The sequence below is a fragment of the Trichococcus patagoniensis genome (assembly GCF_003051085.1).
Taxonomy (GTDB): Bacteria; Bacillota; Bacilli; order Lactobacillales; family Aerococcaceae; genus Trichococcus; species Trichococcus patagoniensis.
This window is the reverse complement of record NZ_QAOM01000005.1, coordinates 132,449-157,118: the sequence shown is the minus strand read 5'-3', so window position 1 is coordinate 157,118 and position 24,670 is coordinate 132,449. Positions and strand designations below refer to the sequence as shown.

The 24,670-nt window shown below is 46.4% G+C and carries 24 protein-coding genes; 6 read left to right on the top strand and 18 right to left on the bottom strand.

Translation table 11 applies throughout. The annotated features are described in order from the left end of the window. Nucleotides 1-5 precede the first annotated feature (5 nt). From C8U37_RS04725 to C8U37_RS04675, 10 genes are all read right to left on the bottom strand, one after another. A complete protein-coding gene (locus tag C8U37_RS04725) occupies nt 6-533 on the bottom strand; it encodes a F0F1 ATP synthase subunit delta (RefSeq protein WP_108032115.1) in 528 nt (175 codons plus the stop codon). Further along, complete coding sequence (atpF, locus tag C8U37_RS04720; RefSeq protein WP_170100193.1) at nt 526-1,029, bottom strand: F0F1 ATP synthase subunit B; 504 nt, start codon at nt 1,027-1,029, stop codon at nt 526-528. The genes C8U37_RS04725 and atpF overlap by 8 nt, the downstream gene beginning before the upstream one ends. 39 nt (nt 1,030-1,068) lie before the next feature. Continuing rightward, nucleotides 1,069-1,281, bottom strand: coding sequence for a F0F1 ATP synthase subunit C (gene atpE, locus C8U37_RS04715; RefSeq protein WP_086627433.1), 213 nt, complete (start codon nt 1,279-1,281; stop codon nt 1,069-1,071). Between the two features lie 61 nt (nt 1,282-1,342). Further along, a complete protein-coding gene (gene atpB / locus C8U37_RS04710) occupies nt 1,343-2,059 on the bottom strand; it encodes a F0F1 ATP synthase subunit A (RefSeq protein ID WP_108032113.1) in 717 nt (238 codons plus the stop codon). Nucleotides 2,060-2,659: 600 nt separating this feature from the next. After that, nucleotides 2,660-3,295, bottom strand: a complete 636-nt coding sequence (upp, locus tag C8U37_RS04700) for a uracil phosphoribosyltransferase (protein ID WP_108032111.1) — start codon at nt 3,293-3,295, stop codon at nt 2,660-2,662. Between the two features lie 359 nt (nt 3,296-3,654). Beyond that, nucleotides 3,655-4,893, bottom strand: coding sequence for a serine hydroxymethyltransferase (gene glyA, locus C8U37_RS04695; protein WP_108032110.1), 1,239 nt, complete (start codon nt 4,891-4,893; stop codon nt 3,655-3,657). A 149-nt stretch (nt 4,894-5,042) separates the two neighbouring features. Then, nucleotides 5,043-6,071, bottom strand: a complete 1,029-nt coding sequence (locus C8U37_RS04690; RefSeq protein WP_108032109.1) for an L-threonylcarbamoyladenylate synthase — start codon at nt 6,069-6,071, stop codon at nt 5,043-5,045. Nucleotides 6,072-6,186: 115 nt separating this feature from the next. Next, nucleotides 6,187-7,035 carry a peptide chain release factor N(5)-glutamine methyltransferase gene (gene prmC, locus C8U37_RS04685; protein WP_108032108.1) on the bottom strand — a complete coding sequence of 283 codons (849 nt, stop codon included), beginning with the start codon at nt 7,033-7,035 and terminating at the stop codon, nt 6,187-6,189. After that, complete coding sequence (gene prfA, locus C8U37_RS04680) at nt 7,022-8,101, bottom strand: peptide chain release factor 1 (protein ID WP_108032107.1); 1,080 nt, start codon at nt 8,099-8,101, stop codon at nt 7,022-7,024. The genes prmC and prfA overlap by 14 nt, the downstream gene beginning before the upstream one ends. A gap of 42 nt (nt 8,102-8,143) precedes the next feature. Then, nucleotides 8,144-8,716 carry a thymidine kinase gene (locus C8U37_RS04675; RefSeq protein ID WP_108032106.1) on the bottom strand — a complete coding sequence of 191 codons (573 nt, stop codon included), beginning with the start codon at nt 8,714-8,716 and terminating at the stop codon, nt 8,144-8,146. A 374-nt stretch (nt 8,717-9,090) separates the two neighbouring features. Between C8U37_RS04675 and C8U37_RS14550 the strand changes: the two genes are divergently transcribed. Further along, complete coding sequence (locus tag C8U37_RS14550; RefSeq protein ID WP_211306126.1) at nt 9,091-10,443, top strand: Mur ligase family protein; 1,353 nt, start codon at nt 9,091-9,093, stop codon at nt 10,441-10,443. Next, entirely contained in the window at nt 10,444-11,106 is a 663-nt protein-coding gene (locus C8U37_RS14545) for a type 1 glutamine amidotransferase (RefSeq protein WP_211306125.1), read from the top strand. It begins immediately after the preceding gene. A gap of 593 nt (nt 11,107-11,699) precedes the next feature. Here the strand turns inward: C8U37_RS14545 and C8U37_RS04665 are convergent. The 6 genes from C8U37_RS04665 to C8U37_RS04635 form a co-directional block, all read right to left on the bottom strand. Continuing rightward, nucleotides 11,700-12,836, bottom strand: coding sequence for a DUF1648 domain-containing protein (locus C8U37_RS04665; protein ID WP_108032105.1), 1,137 nt, complete (start codon nt 12,834-12,836; stop codon nt 11,700-11,702). Then, nucleotides 12,823-13,224: a GntR family transcriptional regulator gene (locus tag C8U37_RS04660; RefSeq protein ID WP_108032104.1), complete on the bottom strand. Its 402-nt coding sequence runs from the start codon at nt 13,222-13,224 to the stop codon at nt 12,823-12,825. The genes C8U37_RS04665 and C8U37_RS04660 overlap by 14 nt, the downstream gene beginning before the upstream one ends. 315 nt (nt 13,225-13,539) lie before the next feature. After that, nucleotides 13,540-14,106, bottom strand: a complete 567-nt coding sequence (locus C8U37_RS04650; RefSeq protein ID WP_245879759.1) for an RDD family protein — start codon at nt 14,104-14,106, stop codon at nt 13,540-13,542. Further along, nucleotides 14,106-15,146: a signal peptide peptidase SppA gene (gene sppA / locus C8U37_RS04645; RefSeq protein WP_108032102.1), complete on the bottom strand. Its 1,041-nt coding sequence runs from the start codon at nt 15,144-15,146 to the stop codon at nt 14,106-14,108. Before sppA ends, C8U37_RS04650 begins: the two co-directional genes overlap by 1 nt. A 25-nt stretch (nt 15,147-15,171) precedes the next feature. Further along, on the bottom strand, nt 15,172-16,371 hold the full coding sequence (locus C8U37_RS04640) for an AI-2E family transporter (protein ID WP_108032101.1): 1,200 nt from the start codon (nt 16,369-16,371) through the stop codon (nt 15,172-15,174). An 11-nt stretch (nt 16,372-16,382) separates the two neighbouring features. Beyond that, nucleotides 16,383-16,742, bottom strand: coding sequence for a PTS glucitol/sorbitol transporter subunit IIA (locus tag C8U37_RS04635; protein WP_170100192.1), 360 nt, complete (start codon nt 16,740-16,742; stop codon nt 16,383-16,385). Nucleotides 16,743-16,916: 174 nt separating this feature from the next. Here C8U37_RS04635 and C8U37_RS04630 point away from each other — a divergent pair, with 174 nt between their 5' ends. Together C8U37_RS04630 and C8U37_RS04625 are read left to right on the top strand one after the other, a co-directional pair. Further along, nucleotides 16,917-17,948 (top strand): lactonase family protein, encoded by a 1,032-nt coding sequence (locus C8U37_RS04630; RefSeq protein ID WP_108032099.1) that lies wholly within the window; start codon nt 16,917-16,919, stop codon nt 17,946-17,948. Between the two features lie 269 nt (nt 17,949-18,217). Further along, the gene (locus tag C8U37_RS04625) at nt 18,218-18,835 is read left to right on the top strand and encodes a flavin reductase family protein (RefSeq protein ID WP_108032098.1); all 618 of its coding nucleotides are present in this window, start codon (nt 18,218-18,220) and stop codon (nt 18,833-18,835) included. Between the two features lie 81 nt (nt 18,836-18,916). Here the strand turns inward: C8U37_RS04625 and C8U37_RS04620 are convergent, their stop codons facing one another. After that, entirely contained in the window at nt 18,917-19,426 is a 510-nt protein-coding gene (locus C8U37_RS04620) for a PTS sugar transporter subunit IIA (RefSeq protein ID WP_108032097.1), read from the bottom strand. 217 nt (nt 19,427-19,643) lie between these two features. Here C8U37_RS04620 and C8U37_RS04615 point away from each other — a divergent pair, with 217 nt between their 5' ends. Both C8U37_RS04615 and C8U37_RS04610 read left to right on the top strand, forming a co-directional pair. Further along, nucleotides 19,644-20,465 carry an undecaprenyl-diphosphate phosphatase gene (locus tag C8U37_RS04615; protein WP_108032147.1) on the top strand — a complete coding sequence of 274 codons (822 nt, stop codon included), beginning with the start codon at nt 19,644-19,646 and terminating at the stop codon, nt 20,463-20,465. A 258-nt stretch (nt 20,466-20,723) separates the two neighbouring features. Beyond that, nucleotides 20,724-22,667, top strand: a complete 1,944-nt coding sequence (locus C8U37_RS04610; RefSeq protein ID WP_108032096.1) for a heavy metal translocating P-type ATPase — start codon at nt 20,724-20,726, stop codon at nt 22,665-22,667. A gap of 479 nt (nt 22,668-23,146) precedes the next feature. Here C8U37_RS04610 and C8U37_RS04605 read toward each other — a convergent pair whose 3' ends face one another. Next, complete coding sequence (locus C8U37_RS04605) at nt 23,147-24,508, bottom strand: aspartate kinase (protein ID WP_108032095.1); 1,362 nt, start codon at nt 24,506-24,508, stop codon at nt 23,147-23,149. Nucleotides 24,509-24,670: the final 162 nt, after the last annotated feature.

Here is a 24,670-nt window from a genome sequence, read left to right as displayed (position 1 = left end):
CCCTATTAATCTTTCAGGATATGTCTCTTCATTTCTTTCAACTTCGTAGCGATGGTATTGTCAAAATAGTGGTTTTCCGACTCCAACCGGACGCCGCCCATCACTGTGGGATCGACCACTTCAGTCACAAAGAAGGTCGCTTCCCCGATTCTTTTTGCCATTTTGTCCATAATGCGCGTTTTTTGATCTGCCGTTAAAGGTACTGCAGAAATCAACTTCATGTTCACGAACTCTTTTTTATTCTCATAAAGCGCATTGAACGCCTTTACGGAAGCCAAGATACCTTCGTTATCAAGATTATCTTGGAGTCCCTCGAGAAACAAAAGCGTCTCCGGAGCGAGATACTTCACTGCCAAATCAAGATTTGGCTTCTCGCCCGCAGCGGCATTTGCATGATTGAAGGCATCCTTTAACTGGGACAGATCAAGATAGAGTCTATCTGCAGTCTTCGAGTCTGTCAGGCGGTTATAGTAGGCTTGCACATAGGCTTCTACAGTAGCGATTGCTTTACCGTGCTTTTCCATATCAATCATCCAGCCCTTCAATGAACGCTTCAATTAAGGTCTGTTGATCTGCTTGATTGATCTCCTTGCCGAGGATTTTTTCAGCGATTTCCACTGATATGACTCCGATTTCGGCGCGCAATCCTTCAAGAGCTTGTTTTCTTTCAAGTTCAAGCTCTTTTTGGGTCACTTGTTTGATCCGTAGCGCATCTTCTTTTGCTTCTTTGATGATGTTCTTTTGTATTTCATTGCCTTCCGCTTGCGCCCTGTTTAAAATATCGCTCGCTGTTGTTCTTACTTCTATCAGCTGCGCATCGACTTCCGCGTGTTTTTTCTCGGCATTTTCGCGCGCTGTTGCAGCTTTATCAATATTTGTGTGTATCATTTCTTCCCGATCCGTTAAGATCTTCATCAAAGGCTTCCATGCGAATTTTTTGATAAGAGCCATCAATATCAGAAATGACAACAGCGTGACAATCGTATCACCTAATGCGGTAATCTCTCCCAATACGAGATTGGCTGTCATTCTCATCCCTCCTGTAGTTATCGGTCTTGCTGGTCCCTATTATTGGAAAATCAGTAAGAAAGCTATAACTACCGCCATGATGGGAACAGCTTCGATCAAGCCGACACCGATAAACATCAAAGTCTGTAATTTGCTTTGCAATTCCGGTTGTCTTGCGATCGCTTCGATTGTAGTAGAAATAACCTTTCCGTTTCCTAATGATGCTCCGATGGCCGCACCGGCAACCGCAATAGCAGCTCCTATAAAGTTCATAATAATAATCTCCTTTTTCTCATATAATAATGCACACTTATTAAGCTCATGGATCGGCAGTTTATTCCGCTTCGATCTTATGAGCAAGGTAAACCATAGTCAACGTAGTGAAGACGAAAGCTTGGATCGACCCGATAAAAATGGAAAATCCTTGCCAAACCATTTGGAGAGGAATCCCGACCACCCATGTCAACAAGCCGTAAGAATTCGCTAATGAAGCAATCAACCCCAACAAAATTTCACCGGCATAAATATTTCCGTAAAGACGCAACGCCAATGTCAAAGTGTTCGTAAATTCCTCCAAAATTTTGATCGGCATGAGAGGTGCGACTGGGCGAACATAACTGTTCATGAAATATTCCTTGAACCCATTTTCCTTAATACCAAAGTAATGCGTCAGTAAAATCACCATCAAGGCTAAGCCTAATGTGACGATTGGACTGGCTGTAGGACTCTTCCAATAGGAATAGCCATCGATGTTCAAAATGAACACAAGCCCCAACATATTGGCAACCCATACAAATAGGAACAAGGTGAATCCCAACAAGTGGAATTGTTGCCCGACTTTCCAGTGAAGCGAGCTGGAAATCATGTTCCGGATAAAATCAACCAAATATTCAATCGCCAATTGGCTTTTGGATGTTGGCCTCACCGCCAGTTTCCGGGTAGCAATAAAACAAAATAAAAAAACAATGATGCAAGTCGCCAATACACTTATGATGATATTCAAACTGAAACCCAATCCCATAATATGGATGACTTTAGATTCAGCTTCCAATATTTTCACCTCTTTTCAATACAAATAAAAAAACAGCTATGCCAAACCTAGTCCATGCTACATTATTTTAAAAGACATTCGTAAAAGTAGACAACTAATTTAGCTGGACCTCCCATACTCTAGTCACAATAAGTGGCTATTCCATAAGTTTCTCTGCATATCTGTTCAACATCGCTAATCATAACACCAAGTTTATCGAAATTCAAAGCAAATCTACAGAATATAAGGATATTTTCGGCCTTTTCATGAAAATGATGAAAAGATACCGCCTTCATAATCACAGATACTCAATACATAAATATACTTATAGGATTATGAAAATACGATTACTGACCAAAAAGTTATTTAGACTGGGGAAATAAAAGCAAATTTATTGCCTTTCACGCTACCTTCCATACCCATCGGCACGGTAACCTTAAGCGATTGAAGTATAACTAATTTAACTTGCACAAAAAAACTGAGCCAGAAATGCCCATCGGGTTTCTGGCTCAGCTCTTTATTTTCATTTTTCAAGATTATGTAAATGGGAAGATCGTTCTCATGATAATATTGACTGTTCGACAATTATGGACACAATTGCCTCGTTGTCATTTTGAATGCTTATTTCGTGCCGAAAAGTCGGTCACCAGCGTCTCCCAATCCAGGCAAGATGTAGCTGTTTTCGTCCAATCTTTCATCCAAAGAAGCGGCATAGATATCCACATCCGGATAAGCCGCGTGCAATGCTTCCATTCCTTCTGGAGCTGCCACAAGACAGATGAATTTCATGGATGATGGCGATGCGCCTCTCTTTTCCAAAGCTTCGATGGCTGCGATAGCCGATCCGCCGGTTGCCAACATTGGGTCAACGATGAACAATTGACGTTCTTGGATGTCTGTCGGCAGCTTCACGAAATACTCGACAGGTTCCAATGTTTCATGGTCACGGTACATGCCGATGTGGCCAACTTTTGCAGCAGGCAGCATCGCCAAGAAACCGTCTACCATCCCTAAACCCGCACGCAAGATCGGAATGATGGCAACCTTTTTACCGGACAATGTTTTTTGAGTCGTTTTCACCAATGGCGTTTCGATCTCGATGTCTTCCAAAGGCATGTCCCTTGTTACTTCATAAGCCATCAACATGGCGATTTCGCTTACTACTTCACGGAATACCTTTGTTCCGCACTCTTTCTCGCGGATGATTGTTAATTTGTGTTGAATCAACGGGTGATTCATTACATGGAATTCTCCCATATACTTTTGCCCCACTTTCCTATTTTTGCTCAACCTATTGTAATAGAAAACCGCTACAAATACCAGAAATAAAACGATGAGAAAACACTGAAAGGTATGTTTAGAGATGAACCAACTCCAGTTTTGCTTGTTTTTGGGATTAAAGATGAGATTGTCGGCTGTTCGCTATTATTGGTATTCTGTTCAGCCGACAAAGTGGTCGTTCGTTTGCTCTTCAATATTTCCCACACTACATTCAGCTGACATAGAGGACTTTCGTCGGCTGTTCGCTATTCTCAAATCTACGATAACCTGACGTTGTGGACTGCTCCAGTCGAATAAAAGAGCCACCTCATGGAGGCAGCTCTTCGGTAATCTATTTAAGCTTCAGTTGCAGCTAATTTTTTATGCAATGGGAAACCTTGAGTGATGGCATGGACTGCCGCTCTGACTTCATCCAATTTCGCTTCATCTGTGTGGTTTTGGATAGTTTCCACGATCAATTCAGCAACCTTGCGTGCTTCCGCTTCCTTCAGGCCTCTAGTTGTGATGGCAGGTGTGCCGATACGGATGCCGCTGGCTTTATTGGCGCCAAGCGTTTCAAAAGGAATCGTGTTTTTGTTGACAGTGATTTCAACGGTATCCAACAGTTTTTCTACTTGTTTTCCGTTCAAACCGCTGCTTGTAACATCCAACAGCAATAAGTGATTGTCTGTTCCGCCACTGATGACGCGCAGATCGGATGCATTGAAAACCTCAGCCATTGCTTGGGCATTTTTGATGACTTGTCCGATGTATTCAGTGTACTCCGGTGTTGCAGCTTCAAAGAAAGATACAGCTTTAGCAGCGATGACGTGCTCTAAAGGACCGCCTTGGATTCCTGGGAAAACAGCGCTGTTCAACTTTTTGCCGAATTCTTCTTTGGCTAAGATGACGCCGCCGCGCGGGCCGCGAAGTGTTTTATGTGTAGTCGTAGTTACGATGTGGGCGTATTCAACCGGATTTTGGTGATGTCCAGTTGCGCAAAGTCCAGCGATATGAGCCATATCCACCATCAAATAAGCACCGACTTCATCAGCGATCTCTCTGAAACGTTTGAAATCGATTGCGCGTGGGTAAGCGCTGGCGCCGGCAACGATCAATTTTGGTTGTTCTTTCAAAGCAATCTCTCTGACTTTGTCATAGTTGATCGTTTCGGAATCTTTTTCTACGCCGTAAGCCACGAACTCATAAGTCTGGCCGCTGAAATTCACGGATGCGCCATGGGTCAAATGTCCCCCGTGACTCAAGTCCATTCCCAAAATTTTATCGCCGGGTTGAACCAAAACACGATAAGCAGCCATATTCGCTTGTGAACCGGAATGTGGTTGTACATTGGCATATTCTGCACCGAAGATTGCTTTGATGCGATCGATCGCCAAGTTTTCGATGATATCGATAAATTCGCAACCACCATAGTAACGACGACCTGGGTAGCCTTCAGCATATTTATTGGTCAAGATGCTGCCTTGCGCTCTCATAACATCTTCAGATACAAAGTTTTCGGAAGCAATCAGCTCGATTCCGTTCTCTTGTCTTTCGCGTTCTTTTTCAATTGCTGCAAATAATTCTTTATCCATGTTTGCACCCTTCCATCACATTATTCCAAAATTTTAAATATATAAAAAATGTAAGTTGAGTATAGCATAAATTTTCAGAAATAAAACATATAAGCCCCTGGATTTGAATAATTTGTGTAAAAAGTAAGCTAAAGACGGATATTAGACGGTTATTCCGCCTGTTTTTTCGGATATTTTGAAGAAGCCGCTTTTTCCAAACGATTCATGAATGCCTTCCCGAGTCCGGCAAGGTCATAAGCTTCCGCCAAAATCACATCGACCGGCTGTTCATCGAGATAACGCAAGCCCGCATAGAGACGCTGCGATGCAGCCGCCACATCATTCTTCAATCCTAATGAATAGGTAGCTAGCGCTGCATCCTTATGAATATCCAGTTGCTCTTCCGATGCCAAAATGCCGATTTGCTTGCCTTCACCGCGATATGCTTCAATGATGGCTGCCCAATCAGCGGCCGTTCCATCGATCAGGATGACCGGTTGCGCGGGAGCATAATGTTGGTACTTCATCCCTGGCGCTTTCGGAGCATCTGCTTCATTTGTTGATTGCGCACTGCCTGCCAGTTTGCCGATGATCGGTTCCAACTGCACTTCCGTGATGGCACCCGGGCGCAAAATGACAGGGCCAGCAGCATTGGTCAAATCAAGTACGGTTGATTCCAAACCGATCTGCGTTTCCCCGCCATCAAGGATGCCCGCAATTTTCCCCGAAAGATCGTGCATCACGTGTTGGGCTGTCGTTGGGCTTGGTTTGCCTGATGTATTCGCACTAGGCCCGACCAAAGGAAAGCCGGTTTTTCTGATCAATTCCAGCGTTTGTTCTTGAGCGGGCATGCGCAACGCGACAGTATTGTGGCCTGCAGTGACGGTAGGTGCAAAAACCCCTTCTTTCATAGGAAAAATCAAAGTCAACGGACCCGGCCAAAAAGCCTCCATCAAGGCTTCTGCTTGTTGCGGCACAAAGGCTACATATTCAGCAATCTCGCGATCGGACACATGAACGATCAAAGGATTATCGCTGGGTCTTCCTTTTACTTTATATACATTTTTGACGGCTTCATCATTTGATGCGATAGCACCCAGACCGTAGACAGTCTCTGTCGGGAAAGCAATCAATTGTCCGGCTTTCAGCAATTCGGCTGCCTCATCGATTGTTGCTGTTTCGTATATTTTTGTTTCCATAATAAATGCTCCTTTCTGAATGGTTTGGCACGGAGCAGCGCCGTTCATGTAAAAAAATAGCCGGGGCAATTGCCCGCAGCCCTTTTTTGCCCATGGATAACAGGCGACTCTTTTCTTATTTGACTATCAGCATGCGATCGAGGCCGGACAGATCTTTTTCGATCGTGACCGTTTTATCCGGGAAAGCTTTTTTGTAGAGTTCCAATAGTTTTTCACCTTGGCTGAATCCGATTTCCATGAACAGACACCCGTCCGTTTTCAAATGGAACGGAAGCGTGAAGGCCATCTGTTGGTATAGATCCAACCCATCGTGATCGGCGAACAAGGCCGAATGCGGTTCGTACTCCAGAACGGAGCGGTCCATCAAGCCGATTTCATCTTCGCTGATGTAGGGAGGATTGCTGAGGATGCAATCGAAAGTCTCAAGTTGAACCGGCTCCAGCAGATCGCCTTGCAGGAACCGGATGTCCACATCCAGTTGATCTGCGTTCTCTCTCGCCACAGCCAATGCCTCTTCCGAAAGATCGGTGGCTGTCACTTCATCCTGCGGGCGTTCCTTTTTCATCGCAATGGCTATAGCGCCGGACCCTGTCCCGATGTCGAGGACCTTCTGCGGCCCTTTCCCTTCCAGGCATTTTAGAGCCCGTTGCACAAGCTCTTCTGTTTCCGGACGCGGAATTAACGTAGCTTCCGTGACTTTTAAGGGATAGCCATAGAACCATTCGACGCCTACGATGTACTGGATTGGTTTGCCCGCAACGTACTCATTTATGTCGCTGAAATACTGCTTGTATTCTGGGTCCGTTATCGGATCGGCAAAACGCATCAACAAATCCGTTTTCGTCCAACCCAAACGATCCAAAAGCAGCCTTTCAGCAGCCAACGGACTTTTTTCGTTCTGTTCCAAAAAAAGCGCGCCATTCTGCAATGCTTGCTGGTAAGTGAGCTCCTTAGATTGACCCATTGTTCAAGGACTCCAATTTTTGCGTCTGATCTGCCATGATCAACGCATCGATGACTTCATCCAATTTTCCGCTCAAAATCGTATCCAACTTTTGCAAGGTCAAGCCGATACGGTGATCCGTGACACGGTTTTGCGGGAAGTTATAGGTGCGGATCCGTTCGGAACGATCGCCTGTACCGATTGCTGATTTACGCGTAGCATCGTATTCTGATTGTGCATCTGAAGAGATTTTGTCGTATACACGCGTGCGCAAAATTTTCATCGCTTTCTCGCGGTTTTTGATCTGGGAACGCTCATCCTGCATGGCAACGGCGATTCCGGTCGGTAAGTGGGTCAAGCGGACCGCTGATGCCGTCTTGTTGACGTGCTGTCCGCCGGCTCCGCTGGCATGATAGATGTCTGTGCGGATGTCTTTGTCTTCGATGTTCAATTCGACCTCTTCCGCTTCAGGCAAGACGACAACGGTGGCTGTGGAGGTGTGCACACGCCCTTGTGATTCTGTTTCCGGGACACGTTGGACACGGTGTGCGCCGCTCTCATATTTCAGTTTGGAGTAGGCACCGTTTCCGCTGATCATAAGGATAATCTCTTTGTAGCCGCCGATGCCGGTAATGTTCGCATCCATGACCTCAACACGCCAGCCTTGGTTTTCAGCGAATTTGCTGTACATCCCAAACAGCTTTCCGGCGAATAAAGCAGCCTCATCTCCGCCGGCAGCCCCGCGAATCTCCATGATGATGTTTTTGTCATCGTTCGGATCGGTAGGGAGCAACAAAACTCTGATGCGCTCTTCAAGATCGGCCTTCTCTTTCTTTAAGTCGCTCAATTCCTCTTTGGCCATAGCAGCCATGTCATCATCCAAATTTTCTGACAACATTTCTTCGGTGTCGGCGATTTCTCCTTCGACCTCTTTATAGCGATTGAAGGTCGCGACTTTCTCGCGCAGCCCTGCTTCTTCTTTGGTAAATCCCAAGAAGCGTTTTGTGTCAGCCTGAACTTCCGGATCACTTAATAATTCGGAAAGCTCTTCATAACGGATAATGAATGCATCTAATTGATCATACATAACTATTTCAAACTCCTCTTTTTTTGTTTCTGATTATCTGTTCTAGGCCAATGGCGGGTGGTGGTAATGGTTACGGCAGACGGGAAGATAGGATTCATTTCCGCCGATCTGGATTTGTTCGCCGGCATATACTGGTTTTCCGTCCACGACACGCATGTTCATGATCGCTTTTTTGTGACAGTACCAGCAGATGGTTTTGATTTCTTCTATCTTATCCGCGTAAAGCAACAGATATTTGGAGCCTTCGAACAATTCGTTCTGGAAATCATTCTTCAATCCGAACGCCATCACGGGGATAGACAATTCATCCACGATGCGTGCTAGTTGGATGACATGCGCTTTGGATAGGAATTGGGATTCATCTATCAAAATGCAGGCCGGCTTTTTCGGATTTTTGCTGACTTCCGAGAACACATCCGTATCATCCGCAATCGGAATGGCTTCGCGTTTCAATCCGATCCGACTCGATACATAGCCTACGCCATCACGGTCATCGATCGCGCTCGTAAAGATCATCACTGATTTGTTCTGCTCTTCATAATTGTAGGCAACCTTCAGGATCTCGATCGATTTCCCGCTGTTCATCGCCCCATATTTAAAAAATAACTGTGCCATTATATCCACCTTTCCAACAGCGTCTTGCCTATTTTTCATCAATCGGTCGGAATTTCCTGCAAAAAGAAAGGATGCCCTTGTGTCATCCTGCTTCCGACCCGCTATTATCTCACCTTCATCATTCCGCTCCGGTAAGGTTACCGAACGATAAAAAAACTGAATAACATCCCGTATAATGATAGTAGGAAATGGCACCAAAGTCAATAAAATTCACGATCATCCGCTGTCCTCCGGTAATCGGAACACCCATTTCTGACACGAAGAGGCATCTAAAAATATTCAATCCGGGCAAATTCTGCTATACTAACTCTATCGAAAAAAGCCTTGTTATATGCTATGATGGCAAGAGAAACATAAGTAAGGAGCGAATTTATTTGACTATCCGCGGTTCACTAGCAATCAATATCGGCAAAATCGCCCAGTGGGGTCTTCAGACATTCACTAAAGGCGGAACCAGTCTACCCGGCAAACTGGCCGTCAAATTGGATCCCGACGTGTTGCAACACCTTTCTGAAAATTTTGATGTCGTCATCATCACCGGCACGAACGGCAAGACACTGACGACATCGTTGACTTATCATGTCCTGCAGCAAAAATACCCGCATATCTTGACGAATCCAACCGGCGCCAACATGGAGCAAGGCATCATCTCCTCGTTCCTGGAAGGCTATTCGCGTAAAGTAAAAAAGGAAAGAGCCTTTGCTGTACTTGAGGTTGATGAAGCCAGCCTGGTTAAGGTGACGAAGTTCATCAAGCCGAAAATCATCGTCAACACGAATGTTTTCCGCGATCAGATGGACCGATTCGGCGAAATCTACACAATCTACCAAAAAATGGTCGATGGCGCTGCGTTAGCACCGGATGCCGTCATCCTGGCGAACGGCGACAGCCCGATCTTCAACTCCAAAGAGTTGGTCAACAAACAAATCTATTTCGGTTTCAATCACGAACCGGATGGCGACACCTTGGCGCATTACAACACGGACGGCGTACTTTGTCCGAAATGCCAGCACATTTTGCGCTATAAATTCAATACATACAGCAACCTTGGAAAATACTACTGTGCCCATTGTGATTTCAAACGTCCGGAATTGGCTTATGCTGTCACCAAAGTGGATAAATTGACGCACAAGAGTTCTTCCTTTGAAATCGATGGACATCCGTTCCACACGAATGTCGCCGGTCTCTACAACGTCTATAACGCCTTGGCTGCCTATTCAGTCGGCAAACATTTCGGCCTGACTCCGGAAGAGATCCAGGCCGGTTTCTCGGCTGCCCAGCAAAAATTCGGCCGTCAAGAAACAATCACCGTCGACGACAAAGAAATCATCCTGAACCTGATCAAAAATCCGGTCGGTCTGAATCAGGTCATCGATCTTCTGCATTACGAAGAGGAACCATTCAGCGTCGTCTCGATCCTGAATGACCGCCCCGCAGACGGAACCGATGTCAGTTGGATCTGGGACGGGAATTACGAGAAGTTTTTGGATTTTGATATTCCGAAAGTGACCGTCAGCGGCATCCGTCAAAAAGAGTTGACTTTACGGATGAAGGTTGCCGGTATTCCGGAAGAAAAACTGGAAGTTTTGCCGGAAATAACGGATGTCATCAAAGCTTTCAAAAAGGCTCCAACGAAAAAAATCTATGTGATGGCAACTTACACCGCTGTGCTGCAACTCCGTAAAGAGCTGGCGAACCAAGGCTATATAGCGGAAAGGATGAAATAAATGCGACTACGTATTTGCCACTTGTACGGCAACCTGCTGAACACATACGGCGACAATGGGAATCTCTTGATGCTCCAGTACTGTGCACGTGAAAAAGGCGTTGATTTCGAAACGGAAATCATCAGTCTGGACCAGCCTTTCGATCCCGAAAAATACGACCTTGTCTTTTTTGGAGGAGGCCAGGATTACGAACAGTACATCGTCTCCAAAGACATTCAGGATAAAGCAGCAGGAATCAAGCAATATATCGAAAACGATGGCGTGGTATTGGCCATCTGTGGTGGTTACCAATTGTTGGGCCACTATTATATGGATGCATCCGGCAACAAAATTTCCGGCATCAGCGCCCTGGATCACTATACATTGAGCCAGGACAATAACCGGTTCATAGGCGACATCACGATCCGCAGCGAGGAATTCAATGAGACCTACGAGGGGTTCGAAAACCACAACGGACGGACTTTTCTCGGCGAAAATATGCGTCCGCTCGGAAAAGTCGAAAAAGGCATGGGCAATAACGGGGAAGATAAAACCGAAGGCGCCCGCTACAAAAATGTCTTCTGTTCCTATTTCCACGGGCCCCTGTTGGTCCGCAACATCCACTTGGCTAACCGCATCGTCGATATGGCCATTGCCCAACACAACAAAAAGCTTGAAAAATAAACAAAAAGAAGAGGAGCTGTCCTGTGATGGAACAGCTCCTCTTTTTTGATAGTAGAGTACCGCTTGTCGGATTCCTGCGCATTATCCGACAACCTCAGGATCTCATGCGGGCTGTTTGTCGGATTCTTCCGCCTTATCCGACAACCTCAGGATCTCACGCGGGCTGTTTGTCGGATTCTTCCGCCTTATCCGACAACCTCAGGATCTCATGCGGGCTGTTTGTCGGATTCCTGCGCATTATCCGACAACCTCAGGATCTCATGCGGGCTGTTTGTCGGATTCCTCCGCCTTATCCGACAACCTCAGGATCTCATGCGGGCTGTTTGTCGGATTCCTCCGCCTTATCCGACAACCTCAGGATCTCATGCGGGCTGTTTGTCGGATTCCTCCGCCTTATCCGACAACCTCAGGATCTCATGCGGGCTGTTTGTCGGATTCCTCCGCCTTATCCGACAACCTCAGGATCTCATGCGGGCTGTTTGTCGGATTCTTCCGCCTTATCCGACAACTATCTGCATTCCGCTGAGTGTGATACCCAAAAAAAGGCTGCCCCAGAATGATGCAGCCCATCTGTTCTTTGCTTATATCGATGCCTATTCCATCGCGAACGAAAGCACGATCGTCAGCACTACAAAGGCCAACAGTCCGGCGATGAACGCCCAGGCTTGCCATTTCGCCATATTCAGCGTGCTTCCGATACCGAAGCGTTTTTCGACAAATATCGATGGATCTTCCGGGTTGTAATACCAGACGCCCCATTTCCAGTAGCGCTCTTCGTCCGCTTCCGTCACTTCGTCCGGCAGTTCGCCCGCTTCGTTCAGGAACAATTTTTCACCGCCTTGGCCGTATTTCCAAGTCAAATAGACGCTGTACCCAACTATGATGACCACGAACGGAATCGTCATGCCGATGATCCACTGGGCACCCTTGTCTGCGAAGAACAAGGAAAAGAAATGGATGCCGCTCAACAAGAGCTGCGTCAGCACCGTAACGACGAGGAAGTAATAGGACCAAGCCTGACGGAACAATTTGCTCTGCTTGCTGGAGAGATCGGACAGATAGGGCGAAATCTTCTGTTTCGATTTGATGAAGGAATAGTGGCTGAAAAACATCATCGGAATCATCAACAATTGAATCGCCGGCAACATGAATACATTCACATACGTTTTATCGACGATCCGATCCGGTTCATTCGAGCTGTTCCAGTGAACTGGGAACCGCTCGGGTATCAGGTCATAGAAATAAAGCGTGACCGCCACAGTCACCAAAAGGATGAACAGTTGCGCCGAAACGAAGACCGAATGGGAGACCACCTTCAGATCTTTTTGATAGGCGGTATCGATGACGATTTTGGCTTTTTTCGGTTCAATTTTGATGTCGTTTGCTAGTTTCCAACCGCGGAGCTGCTTTCGTTTCTGCAGGTAAAGCAGGAACGAAAGGAAGATGAAAACGAACATCGCGACCGTCACATAGATACTGGTGACCATCTCCACTTTCTCCTCATCATCCCAGAGAAGGAAGAAAAAGATTGGTGCAGCCAGCAGTATACTCCCAAATATATTTTGATAAAGGTAGTCCTTTTTAAGCTTCAAAACATAGGGATCCTTTTGATGCGATGTCGGAACGGTCACTCCAAACGGCGTACCTAACCGGCTATAATATGGCGTAATGCCGTTGACAACCCCAATAATCAAAAACATGATCACCATGAACCAACTAAATATCAGCATCTGCTTTCCCTTCCCCTTCCAACTCTTTCCCGATTTCGTTCAGCCACCCGTTGAACGTTTCTTCATTGACCTCAAAAATCTGCTTGTCAATCAGGATTTCCTTGAGCTTATCCTGCATCGCCGCTTTCGTGTGTTCATTGGACGCCATCGTTGCGCGTTCGCTCACGAAATAGCCTTTCTGGTTTTTTTCCAGCACGCCTTCGTCGGCCAAAAGATTGTACGCTTTATTCACCGTATGCATATTGATGCCCAATTCGCTTGCCAAACTCCGGACGCTCGGCAATCCAGCCCCATATGACCATTCCCGCTTGAGAATGCCAATTTTGATTTGGTACATCAATTGGGTGTAGATCGGCGTATCGCTGTTCGGAAGAATTTCGATGAACATATTTACCCCTCCTGTTCGTTATATAACAAGTATAACACTTGTGGCGGAATTTGCAAAACTAAACAAAGTCTTCAACAGCTCCGGTGAAGGAGGGCTTCTCCGGAGTTGGAGCCCGCATTTAAGTCTGTTCTCCGATGAGCGAGGCTTCGTCGGAGAACAATCCAAATATCACCGGGATTCTCCGACAAACTACGGCCTCGCCGGAGTTCCGCATCGCTTTTCACGCTGTACTCCGGCCAACACGCCCAAACGTCAAAAAAACGGCATGCGACCGATAACCACCGGTCGCATGCCGTTTTTCGACATTTCTTCTCTCTAGTATCCTTCTTGCAAAGCCCTGATGCTGTTTTCCGTCACGACCGAAGTATCGCAAAGCATATCGATCGGATGTTGTTTCTTGTTTTGGAAGGCAGCGACCAGATAGATCACAGCCACGATTTTGCCGATATAGCGGCCGACGCCTTCGCGGATCAGGATGGTCTGCCAAGTGAGTTTTTCTTCTTTGAAGCAGACGACACGGATGCCGAATATCATTTTCCCAAGCGTTTGGCCGTTCGTATATTTCGTCGTCACTATGAAATACCCGACAAAGATCAGCAACTGAAGGAATCCGTACAAGGTTAAGGGATCGTTCCCTTGCATCCTGATGCTGCCCAAAGCAAAGATCGGCTTGATCAGGATTGCCACCAAAGCCTGCACAACAAGCAGGTCGACGAGGTAGGCAAAGAACCGGATCCAAAAACCGGCGAATGCGTAATCCGGATAGCGGTGAAAGGGGCGTTCCTGTTGATCGGAAAAGCGCTCGGCTTCCTCCCAAGCTACTTTCTTTTTCCGGATTTCTTCCAGGCGTTCTTCATGCGTAGTGGTTTTCTCTTCCATCATCACTCACCTCCGTAGAGATAAAGCAATCTCGGAGCGGCGGTTGTCCCGAAAGTGTCACGGAGCAGTTGCAGTTCAGAAAGCGTCTGGTTATCCTGACTAGTCAGTTTGGCAGCCGCCTGAGCGAACAACCAAGAAAAATCGGAAAACAATCCAGGTGTCGAAGTATAGTCGAACACTTCGGCATCCTCAAGGTCATAAGTTGCTTTCATCGCTTTCAATGCATCATCCGTGTAGGCTATCTCATCCACTAACCCTAGCGCTTGAGCTTGGGTTCCCGAATAAATCATGCCGTTCGCAACAGCGCGGACCTCTTGTTCCGGCATATCCCTTCCGGTCGATACGACGGTGACGAAACGCTGATAAGCCTCATCGACGTATGCCTGAAGCAACGCACGTTCTTCTTCCGTCATATCCCGATCCGGAGACCCGATGTCCTTGAGGCTGCCTGACTTAATCGTATTGTATTCGATACCTAATTTTTCAAGCAGGCCAGAGTATTCGATTGCTTGCATGATGACACCGATCGAACCGGTAGTCGTTTCCGCGGTAGCATAAATTTTGTCTGCACCAGCGGAAATGTAGTAGCCCCCACTTGCGGCCGTTCCTTGCATCGACGCATAGACCGGGAGTTCCTTCTCGGCAGCGATGCGGTACAATTTATCGTGCGCCTCCGCACTTTCATATACCCCACCACCCGGACTGTCCACTATCAGGAAAATCGCTTTGATCGTGTCATCCTCTTCGATGGCTTTCAATTGCTCCAAGAAAAGGTCATGATCATAGCTGGCGCCGTCCGTCAGCATACTCCCCGTACCTGATTGGATGGTGCCTTCGATATGCAGAACCGCAATCCGATTACTGGCATCGCCGCTTTCCAGAACACTTTCCTGCAGGCTCGTTCCTGGAATCAGATTGCCGGTAAGTTGGCTGAGGGAATCTTCCGTTTGGTCAGCCAATCGGGTCGATAGGAATTGCGAGCCGATTGATGCCACGAAAAGCACAAGCGCGATTGCCACCGCAATCCATCTTTTTTTATTCATGAAACATTACCCCTTTTCATTCCGATTATTCTTGAGCATAATCCTCTTCCGGTTCTTCCTCGATTTCTGGTTCATCCAAATACAATCCGGAAATTTCCTTGTACCAATCGAAAATATGCATGAACAGCACTTTAAGGACAGCATAACCGGGAATGCCCAAAATGAAACCGGTCAGACCGAATAGTTTTCCTGCCGTAAGCAACACGAAGATGATTGTGACGGGATGGACCTCGAGATTGGTGCCGAGTACTTGCGGTGAAATGACGCGCCCCTCGATGAATTGCTCGATCGAGAAAACCAGCAGCACTTTTGCCAACATCAGCGGAGAATCCACTATCGCAACAATCACCGCGGGCACCATCGCAATAAAGGAACCCATATACGGGATGATGTTCAGGAAACCTGCGAGTATCCCCAGGACGATGCCGAATTTCATTCCGATGATGGCGTAGCCGATGACGAACATCAGCCCGACAAAGAAGGCGACCGTTATCTGACCGCGGACATATTGGCTGATCTGCGTATTGATTTTCTTCAACAGTTCCCCGATCGATTCCCGCAGATTTGTCGGAAAGAATTGCAGAAAAGTCAGCGGTAATTTCTCTCCTTCTTTCAGCAGATAATACAGAATGATTGGCATCGTGATGATTCCTACAAACGCATTCGTCAACAATCCGACGACACTGCCCAAGCCGCTGACCGTGTTCGACAGGACTTCGTTCAATTTCGCAGAAACACTGTTGAAGAGGTCCGCATTGATTTGGTTGATCTGATCCTGAAGGGAAGTGAACCAATCATAATTTATTAATTCAATCGTCATGCTCTCGAGCGCCTGCCAATAAGCCGGAAATTCGCGGACAATGCCTATCGTCTGATCGCGGATGATCGGGATCAGAATCGCAAATCCCCAAATCATCATCAGCAAAACCAGCACAAAGGCGATCCAAGTCCCTACAAAACGTTTAATTCCTTTTTTCTCCATCAGCGTAACCAACGGATTCAGCATATAAAAGAAAATACCCGCCATTATCAGCGGAAAACCGATAACACTGAAGAAGCTGCCCACCGGTCCCAAAAGATAGGAAATTTTTGAAAATACGAAAACGATCAGGAGAATCAGTAAAGTAATCAGAAGGACAGTCACGAATTTATTGTTCAGAAACCATCTTTCGAACCACGACAACCGATTTCCGGATTTCGTTCCTCTACGCGGAGCTCTTTCCATTGGACTCACCTTCAATCTTTCTTCTTATAAGTAATGGTGGTACCGTCCGTTATTGCCGGCAAAACATGAGGAGTCAAATAGATGCTTGTTTCCAGGCGTTCGTCATCCCAATTTTTGAAGATCATGGTTGTATGCCCAAGCGACTGCAGATTCTTCAGGACGTGCGTACCGACATAGGATATACGGTATTCCTGGTCGTCAAACAAAATCCGGTCACCGTCTTCCAGTTCGAACCATTCCTGGGGCTCCACAAAACGATGGATGACGGAAACCTCCTGCAATGGTGGCGTTGCGCTGTCATCGAACAGGATGATCATGGGTTCCTTTATATCTATCGCTTTTTCTCCAATTTGAATTACTTTGCTTTGCATTGACATATCTCCTTTTCAGACACTTTTTACAACTTCTATTCTATCACAGTTTAATTGGCAAACCATTGATTATGCCGTTGAATCCAACTTTATTTGCTTTACAAGCTTTTTTTCCTGTAATTGTTAAGGGCGTTTGTTATAATGGAATTATCATAATATTTAGGAGGTCTTTGGATGGAACAAGTTTTATATCTTGGCTCTTACACGAAAAGAGAAAGTAAAGGGGTTCATCAAATCACTTTGGACACCGATAAAAAAGAATTGCGTGATTATCGCTTGATTGCGGAAGTCGACAGCCCTACTTACCTGGACTTATCCGCGGACAAAGAAACGCTGTACGCGATTTCCAAAACGGATGAAGGCGGCGGCATCACTTCTTTCAAGAAAAATGAAAATGGAACCTATGACAAGGTAGCCGAAATTTCTGCTGAAGGATCTGCGCCTTGCTATATCTACTTCGACGAAGACAAAAAATTGATCTTCACTGCCAATTACCACGGCGGATACTTGACTGTCTACAAAGAGAACGCTGACGGCTCCTTCACGATGACTGACCGTGCGCAACACGAGGGTTCAAGCATCCATGAAAACCAAACTATTCCGCATTTGCACTACAGCGCGCTTTCCCCTGACAAGAAATACTTGTTGGCTTGCGATTTGGGCACCGACCACGTTTATACCTACACGGTTTCCGACGAAGGCAAATTGGCGGAAGTTGCCCGTTATAAAGCGACTCCCGGCACAGGCCCGCGTCACTTGGTTTTCCATCCGAACGGCAAAGTGGCTTACTTGTTCGGTGAATTGAGCAGCGATGTCGAAGTGTTGGCTTATGATGCAGCAGCAGGCACTTTCTCATTATTGCAAGTCATCACAACTATCCCTGAAGAGCATACCGGTTTCAACGGCGGTGCGGCTATCCGCATTTCCGCAGACGGCAAGTTCGTTTATGCTTCCAACCGCGGACATGATTCATTGGTTGTCTATGCGGTATCCGAAGACGGTAAAACGTTGTCCTTGGTGGAATATGTACCGACTGAAGGAAACATCCCGCGTGACTTCAACTTGGATCCGAGCGGCCAATTCGTGATCGCGGCGCATCAGGATTCCGACAATTTGACTTTATTCGAACGCGATGCAGAAACAGGCAAATTGACGTTGCTGCAAAAAGACGTCTACGCGCCAGAGTGCGTTTGCGTGTTCTACTAAAATTTTCACATTTCCCTCCACGTTCTGATGAACATTGGGGGTTTTTTTGTTTTTAACCTTAATCGGGGATCCCCTGACGTCCGGGCAAAAACCTTCCGGACACCGCTGAGCAGAATAGTTACCTCGCTGAGGAACTCTCCTGTATACTCGACTTATGGATTATTTGAACGGAGGTTGGAGCTTACATGACCACTGGTTTTCACCATATTTCCTGGAACCAAAACGAAAGACAATCGAATCCACTATCCTGAACAGAAAGAAGTGATCCCATGCAGCATTTCAATACCGAAGAACTCAACACGAAACAGATGTACAAATTTTTGACCGGGAGCATCATTCCCCGCCCGATTGCCTGGATCACTACCCAGAATCCGGAAACGCAAGTAGTCAATGCCGCGCCTTTCAGTTTTTTCAGTGTCGCCTCGAATGTGTTGCCGCTGATCAGCGTAGCCATTCTGAGGAATGACGGAAAAATCAAGGATTCCGCCAAAAACCTGCTCGCTTCCAGACAAGGCGTCGTCCATATCGTCAGCGAAGACTTGGTTGAGGAGATGAATAGGACGGCCGCCCAACTGCCGGATACGGAGAGCGAAATCGATCTGACGGAGTTGACGTTGACCGCCAGCCATACGGTCGCTGTACCCGCCATCAAAGAGGCAAAAATCCGCATGGAAACAACCGTCCACCAATATGTGCCTCTGACGGATGCTGAGGGCAACGTGCTGACGGATCTGTTCATCCTGCGCGTCGAAGATTTCTTTTTCGATGAATCGGTGTTCGACCAAGAGAAACAGTACGTTTTGGCCGACAAATTGGAGCCGGTCGCCAGACTTGCCGGCAACGACTATACAAAGCTCGGAGAGATTTTTTCGCTGGAACGGCCTTAACGGCTTGTCTGTCTATCCCACATATCAAAAAAGCTTCATCCGGCAATCACATCCGGATGAAGCTTTTTCACATCTATTCTGTTATTCCTTCGGCAGGACGCTTCCGATTTCTGCTTTGACGGCAGCCTCACCGGTCACATCAAGGCTGAAGTTTTTTACTTTTTCCATATTCGTGATGACGACGACCATCGCGGTGTCTTTGCCGGCTTCCTGCAGTTGCGCCAGATCCACTTTGGCGATCAGTGTATCCGCAGTCACAACTTGGCCTTCCTTCACGAAGACTTCGAATGGTTTCCCGTTCAACTCAACCGTATCCAATCCCATATGCAGCAAAAGTTCCAAGCCGCTGTCCAACAAAATGCCTACCGCATGCTTTGTCGGAAATACGCTCAACACTTTTCCTTTTGCTGGTGAATAGATGTTTCCGTCTGCAGGAATGACCGCGAAACCGTCACCCATCATCTTTTGGGAAAATACTGGGTCTGCAACATCGGAAACAGGTACCACTACACCGTTGGCAGGTGAATACAAGATTTCCTTCTCAACCGGCAGTTTTCCTTTTTTGTCATCCTTCTTAAAAAAGCCAAACATACTATCGCCTCTTCCTTATTTAAATGCGCTTTTGTGAAAATTGGTATACTTCATTTTAACATAAACCGACTAGTAATGTGAACTTTTTTAGGACCGCTTACATCCAAAAACGCCCTCCATTTCCTTAAGAATCCTTGAAAAGGATTGGCTAATCTTTTTCATTTCGCTATACTAGATGATGGAGTATAAAAAAAATGCACAACAGAAAGGATATTATATGGAATTTATGGAAATACTGAAAGCAATCATCCTCGGCATTGTTGAGGGTATCACCGAATGGCTGCCCATCAGCAGCACGGGCCACATGATCTTGGTTGAAGAGTTCATCCAATTGGATCTTTCGCAGGCATTCAAAGAGATGTTCTTCTACGTGATTCAGCTGGGCGCCATCCTCGCGGTCGTCGTCATTTATTTTCACAAACTGAATCCCTTCTCCCCAAGCAAAACGAAGGAAGAGAAGACACAGACTTGGGATATCTGGAAAAAAGTAGTCATCGGTTGCATCCCGGCAGGAGTCATCGGCTTGCCGTTGAACGATTGGGCGGACGAAAACCTCCTGAACGCGACAGTTGTGGCTTTGGCGCTGATCATCTACGGGATCCTGTTCATCGTGATCGAAAACAAGCATAAGGATCGCGAACCGAGCATCACCGATTTCAGCCAATTAACCTATATGAAGGCATTCCAGATTGGTCTGTTCCAAGCCCTCTCAATCATTCCGGGTACATCGCGCTCCGGTTCTTCCATCTTGGGGAGCATCGTATTGGGCACTTCCCGCTTTATCGCAACTGAATTCTCCTTCTTCATGAGCATTCCGATCATGTTCGGGATCAGCTTTTTGAAGATCATCAAATTCGGCTTCGACTTTACCGGACTTGAATTCGCCGTTCTTTTGTCAGGTATGATTACCGCTTTCCTCGTTTCGATCGTTGCCATCAAGTTCCTGATCGGTTACCTGAAACGCAACGACTTCAAAGCGTTCGGTTGGTACCGGATCGTACTTGGAGCAATCGTCCTGATCTATTTCCTGTTTGTCTGAAAAATGAGTTTGGCCATCCTCTTGGGGATGGCTTTTTATTTGTCCTCCCTAACATTTGGAGTTCTTATTGATAATAATTATAATCTGTTTTTTTGAGATATACTTCATATTTTATTGCTATACATAATTTTCCACCATTTCAAATTGTGTCTGAATTATGGATATTGAGAATGAGATTCATTTCCGTTTGATTGTAATGATTATAATCTGGATTTCTTTAGTGCTATCATGAAGGTATAAAAGAAAGGAGTGTCACTCATGAAAGACTTATTCAAGAATAAAGCGATGATCGCAACCATGATCAGCGGCATTCTCATCATTCTTGGCATTGTGTTGCAATGGCAAAACCTTGATACTGCTGCAGCCATCATTTTCGTATTATCGTTCATCATAGGCGGCTATAAACAAGCAAAAGAAGGATTCATCGATACAGTTGAAAATAAACATCTGAACGTTGACATATTGATGGTGCTTGCCGCAGTAGGTGCCTCGCTGATCGGTTACTGGATGGAAGGCGCGCTGCTCATCTTCATCTTCTCTCTATCCGGTTCACTGGAGGAATACGCGACCGAAAAAAGTACCCAGGCGATCACGGCATTGATGAACATTGTTCCTGAAATCGCAAAACGCATCAACCTTGACGGTTCGATTGAGGACGTTGCAGTCAAAGATCTGAAAGTCGGCGATACATTACTGGTCCCTAAAGGTGCCAGTATCCCCATCGACGGCACGATTGCATCGGGTCAAGGTCTGATCGATGAAGCCGCCATTTCCGGCGAATCCGTCCCTGTCGAAAAGACTGTCGGCGATGATATCTTCGGCAGCACGATCAACCTGAGCGAAGCGTTGACCATGACCGTCTCGAAAGAATCCAAGGATACCCTGTTCGCAAAAATTATCCGTATGGTCGAAGAAGCGCAAAAGACCCCTTCGAAGACGGCAAGCTTCATCAACCGCATCGAAAACACCTATGTCAAAATAGTCCTCATTTTTGTGCCGGTCATGATCGCCGTTTTTTATTTCCTCCTGGATTGGGGTTGGAATGAATCATTCTATCGCGGCATGGTGCTGTTGACTGTCGCCTCCCCTTGCGCATTGGTGGCGTCGGCCACTCCTGCTGTCCTTTCCGCCATTTCCAATGCAGCCAAGCACGGTATACTGTTCAAAGGCGGCATCGCGATCGAAAACTTCTCGGCCATGGATTGCATCGCATTCGACAAAACTGGCACGCTGACGGAAGGCAAACCTGTAGTGACGGAATCCAGCTATATGACAGGCACGGATGAAAAACACATCATGTCCGTCGTCTATGCGTTGGAGCACTCCTCAACCCACCCAATCGCTTCCGCGTTGGTCCAACATCTCGATACAAAGGAATATGAGAAGATCCAGATGGATTCAATCCAGGACCTTACCGGATTCGGTTTGGCTGGCGAAGCATTCGGAAGCCAATGGAAAATCGGGAAAAAAACCTTCGTCGTAAACGATGATCTTAACGAGCCTCCCTTCGTTAAGGAAGCATTCGCGCTCCAGAACGAAGGCAAGACTGTCATCTACATTTCGCAAGATGACAAAGTCGTAGCCTATTATGCTTTATTGGATACACCTAAATCAGAGGCAAAAGACATGATCGCCTTTTTCAAAGCAAATGGTGTCCATACGATCATGATTACAGGCGACAATGAAGCAACCGGGCAAACAATCGGCAAGCAATTGGGTGTGGATGAAATTCGCGCAAATTGTCTTCCTGAAGATAAAACAACCATTCTGAAAGACCTACAGTCGAAATATAAACTGGTCGGCATGGTCGGAGACGGCGTGAACGATGCACCTGCACTGGCAAATGCCGACATCGGCATCGCTATGGGTGAAGGAACGGACATCGCCATGGAAACAGCGGATGTAGTACTGATGAAGAGCGAACTGGACAAACTGGAATATTGTTATGGGTTATCGAAGAAGCTGAAAAAAATTACCATGCAGAATATCATCTTCTCGATCACCGTCATCCTCATTCTGATCCTGTCAAACCTGTTCCAACTCATCAACCTTCCGCTTGGGGTAGTCGGACACGAAGGCAGCACAATACTGGTCATCATGAACAGTCTGAGGCTCCTGGCGAAAATCCCTACCCACCACTTTCAGGGCACTGCAAAATCTGCCGGAAAGACTTCCAGCACAGGCCTCGTACAAGAAAAATAAAGACAAAAAGAAAAGCGTTCGGGTTTTTGACTCCGGGCGCTTTCCTTTTTGTATCGCTTGTATCGTGAACGGGATCACAGCAACGGAATCGTTGCGCATCTCCGGTGAGGCAGCCGTTCGCCGGAGAACAGCTGTGTTTACCGCCCTGGACTCCGGCGAAGCCGTCCTCGCCGGAGAACGCAAATAAAATGTTGCACGAACTCCGGGAAAGCCCTGTTGGCCGGAGTTCCCAAGTCAGCAGCCCAATCTGCAAATAGGAAAAGCAAGAAAAGCTGAACGGGTTCGCTCAGCCCTGAAAGAAATTTAGGAAATCGTGCCGACTGAGCATCGTAGAGCGCAATAGGCACGATTTATCTAATTTCCGAAGGGCATACCCGAGAAGCTAGCCAACTTTTTTGGTTGCATAAAATATTTTATTCTTTCCTCGTTATACAAAAAAATGTGGCTGCTTCGAAAGGAAACAGCCACATCCTATTGATTTAGTCTTTTTTAGCCGGGAAAAATGCATCATACAGCACTTTGACTGCTCTGGCTTCGTCCTTTTCGTCGATCCCGAACATAATGCTGACTTCTGATGAACCTTGGTTGATCATTTCCAGGTTGATGTCCGCTTCAGCTAGAGCGGTACAGGCTTTCGCTACTGTCCCGACGGAATTGACCATGCCTTCGCCGACGATCATCAATAAGCAGATGCCGCCTTTGACATTTACATCGTCCGCTTCCAGTTCATTCTTTAAGCGGTACAACAACTCTTGTTCCTGTTGCATCGTCATCTGATTGGCGCGCAGGATGATCGACAAATCGTCGATACCGGACGGCATGTGTTCGAAGTTCAGGTTGAAATCTTCGAAAATCTGCAGCACTCTGCGTCCGAAACCGACTTCGCGGTTCATCAGGTATTTGCCGATATAGATGCTCATGAAGCCGGTCGAACTCGCGATACCGGAAACGATCTGTTTGTTTTCAGGCTTCGTCCTTGTGATGCTGGTACCTGGAGCAGACGGATTGTTGGTGTTTTTGACGACTACCGGAATGCCCGCGCTGAAGGCCGGCTGCAACGCTTCATCATGGAAGACAGAAAATCCGCTGTAGGATAATTCACGCATTTCACGATAGGTCAATTGCTTGATTTTTTTCGGATGTTTGACCATTTTAGGGTTCGCCACATAGATGGCGTCCACGTCCGTGAAGTTTTCATACAGGCTGGCTTTGACGCCGTTCGCGACGATTGCGCCGGAGATGTCCGATCCCCCTCTTGAGAAGGTCAACAATTGTCCTTCTTTTGTGTAACCGAAGAATCCCGGGAACACGATGACTTCTTTCGAATCCCGCAATGCATAAAGATTCTTGTATGATTCGGATAATACACGTGCGTTTCCTGGGTTGTCGGTGACCAAAAGGCCGGCATCCTTCGGGTTGACGTATCTGGCAGGGATACCCTCTTTATTGAAAAATGCTGCCACAAGAATGGCGCTGTTGTTTTCACCACTTGCTTTGTAAGCATCCGACGCATACAATTCATTGTAGAATTTCGTCTGGATCAATTCATCATAGTTTTTGGAAATGATGGCCATGACACTCGGATCGATCTCCAATTCATCTACGATATCTTGATATCTTTTCAGGATCGCCTTCAGCGTTTTTTGGTGATCTTCTTTATTTTGTACCTCATCGGCCAACTTGATAAGCAGATCCGTAACTTTCTCGTCCGAGTCATTGCGCTTTCCGGGTGCTGAAACGACCACAATTCTTCTGTCTGCGTCATCTTTCACAATCTGCAATACTTTTTTCAATTGAGTCCCATTCGCAAGGGAACTCCCGCCAAATTTAATAACCTTCAAACCGAACACTTCCTCACTTGATTTCTTTAATCTTTTTTTAATTTTGTAATTGTTTTTTCATTTATGCTTTAGAATATCATCATATCACGGCTATGGCAATTACCTTTTCAAACTTTACATCATTTGTAACATATTTGTATTGTTAATGCTATGGCCATTTAC

Bases quoted from the DNA above. Each gene is read 5' to 3' on its own strand.
- C8U37_RS04610 (WP_108032096.1), top strand. From the start codon at position 20,724: ATGAAAGACTTATTCAAGAATAAAGCGATGATCGCAACCATGATCAGC.
- C8U37_RS04635 (WP_170100192.1), bottom strand. From the start codon at position 16,742: ATGCAAAGCAAAGTAATTCAAATTGGAGAAAAAGCGATAGATATAAAG.
- C8U37_RS04665 (WP_108032105.1), bottom strand. From the start codon at position 12,836: ATGCTGATATTTAGTTGGTTCATGGTGATCATGTTTTTGATTATTGGG.
- C8U37_RS04615 (WP_108032147.1), top strand. From the start codon at position 19,644: ATGGAATTTATGGAAATACTGAAAGCAATCATCCTCGGCATTGTTGAG.
- C8U37_RS04650 (WP_245879759.1), bottom strand. From the start codon at position 14,106: ATGATGGAAGAGAAAACCACTACGCATGAAGAACGCCTGGAAGAAATC.
- C8U37_RS14545 (WP_211306125.1), top strand. From the start codon at position 10,444: ATGCGACTACGTATTTGCCACTTGTACGGCAACCTGCTGAACACATAC.
- sppA (WP_108032102.1), bottom strand. From the start codon at position 15,146: ATGAATAAAAAAAGATGGATTGCGGTGGCAATCGCGCTTGTGCTTTTC.
- prfA (WP_108032107.1), bottom strand. From the start codon at position 8,101: ATGTATGATCAATTAGATGCATTCATTATCCGTTATGAAGAGCTTTCC.
- C8U37_RS04660 (WP_108032104.1), bottom strand. From the start codon at position 13,224: ATGTTCATCGAAATTCTTCCGAACAGCGATACGCCGATCTACACCCAA.
- C8U37_RS04640 (WP_108032101.1), bottom strand. From the start codon at position 16,371: ATGGAAAGAGCTCCGCGTAGAGGAACGAAATCCGGAAATCGGTTGTCG.
- C8U37_RS04725 (WP_108032115.1), bottom strand. From the start codon at position 533: ATGATTGATATGGAAAAGCACGGTAAAGCAATCGCTACTGTAGAAGCC.
- C8U37_RS04620 (WP_108032097.1), bottom strand. From the start codon at position 19,426: ATGTTTGGCTTTTTTAAGAAGGATGACAAAAAAGGAAAACTGCCGGTT.
- atpF (WP_170100193.1), bottom strand. From the start codon at position 1,029: ATGACAGCCAATCTCGTATTGGGAGAGATTACCGCATTAGGTGATACG.
- C8U37_RS04675 (WP_108032106.1), bottom strand. From the start codon at position 8,716: ATGGCACAGTTATTTTTTAAATATGGGGCGATGAACAGCGGGAAATCG.
- glyA (WP_108032110.1), bottom strand. From the start codon at position 4,893: ATGGATAAAGAATTATTTGCAGCAATTGAAAAAGAACGCGAAAGACAA.
- C8U37_RS04625 (WP_108032098.1), top strand. From the start codon at position 18,218: ATGCAGCATTTCAATACCGAAGAACTCAACACGAAACAGATGTACAAA.
- upp (WP_108032111.1), bottom strand. From the start codon at position 3,295: ATGGGAGAATTCCATGTAATGAATCACCCGTTGATTCAACACAAATTA.
- C8U37_RS04630 (WP_108032099.1), top strand. From the start codon at position 16,917: ATGGAACAAGTTTTATATCTTGGCTCTTACACGAAAAGAGAAAGTAAA.
- C8U37_RS04690 (WP_108032109.1), bottom strand. From the start codon at position 6,071: ATGGAAACAAAAATATACGAAACAGCAACAATCGATGAGGCAGCCGAA.
- prmC (WP_108032108.1), bottom strand. From the start codon at position 7,035: ATGGGTCAATCTAAGGAGCTCACTTACCAGCAAGCATTGCAGAATGGC.
- atpE (WP_086627433.1), bottom strand. From the start codon at position 1,281: ATGAACTTTATAGGAGCTGCTATTGCGGTTGCCGGTGCGGCCATCGGA.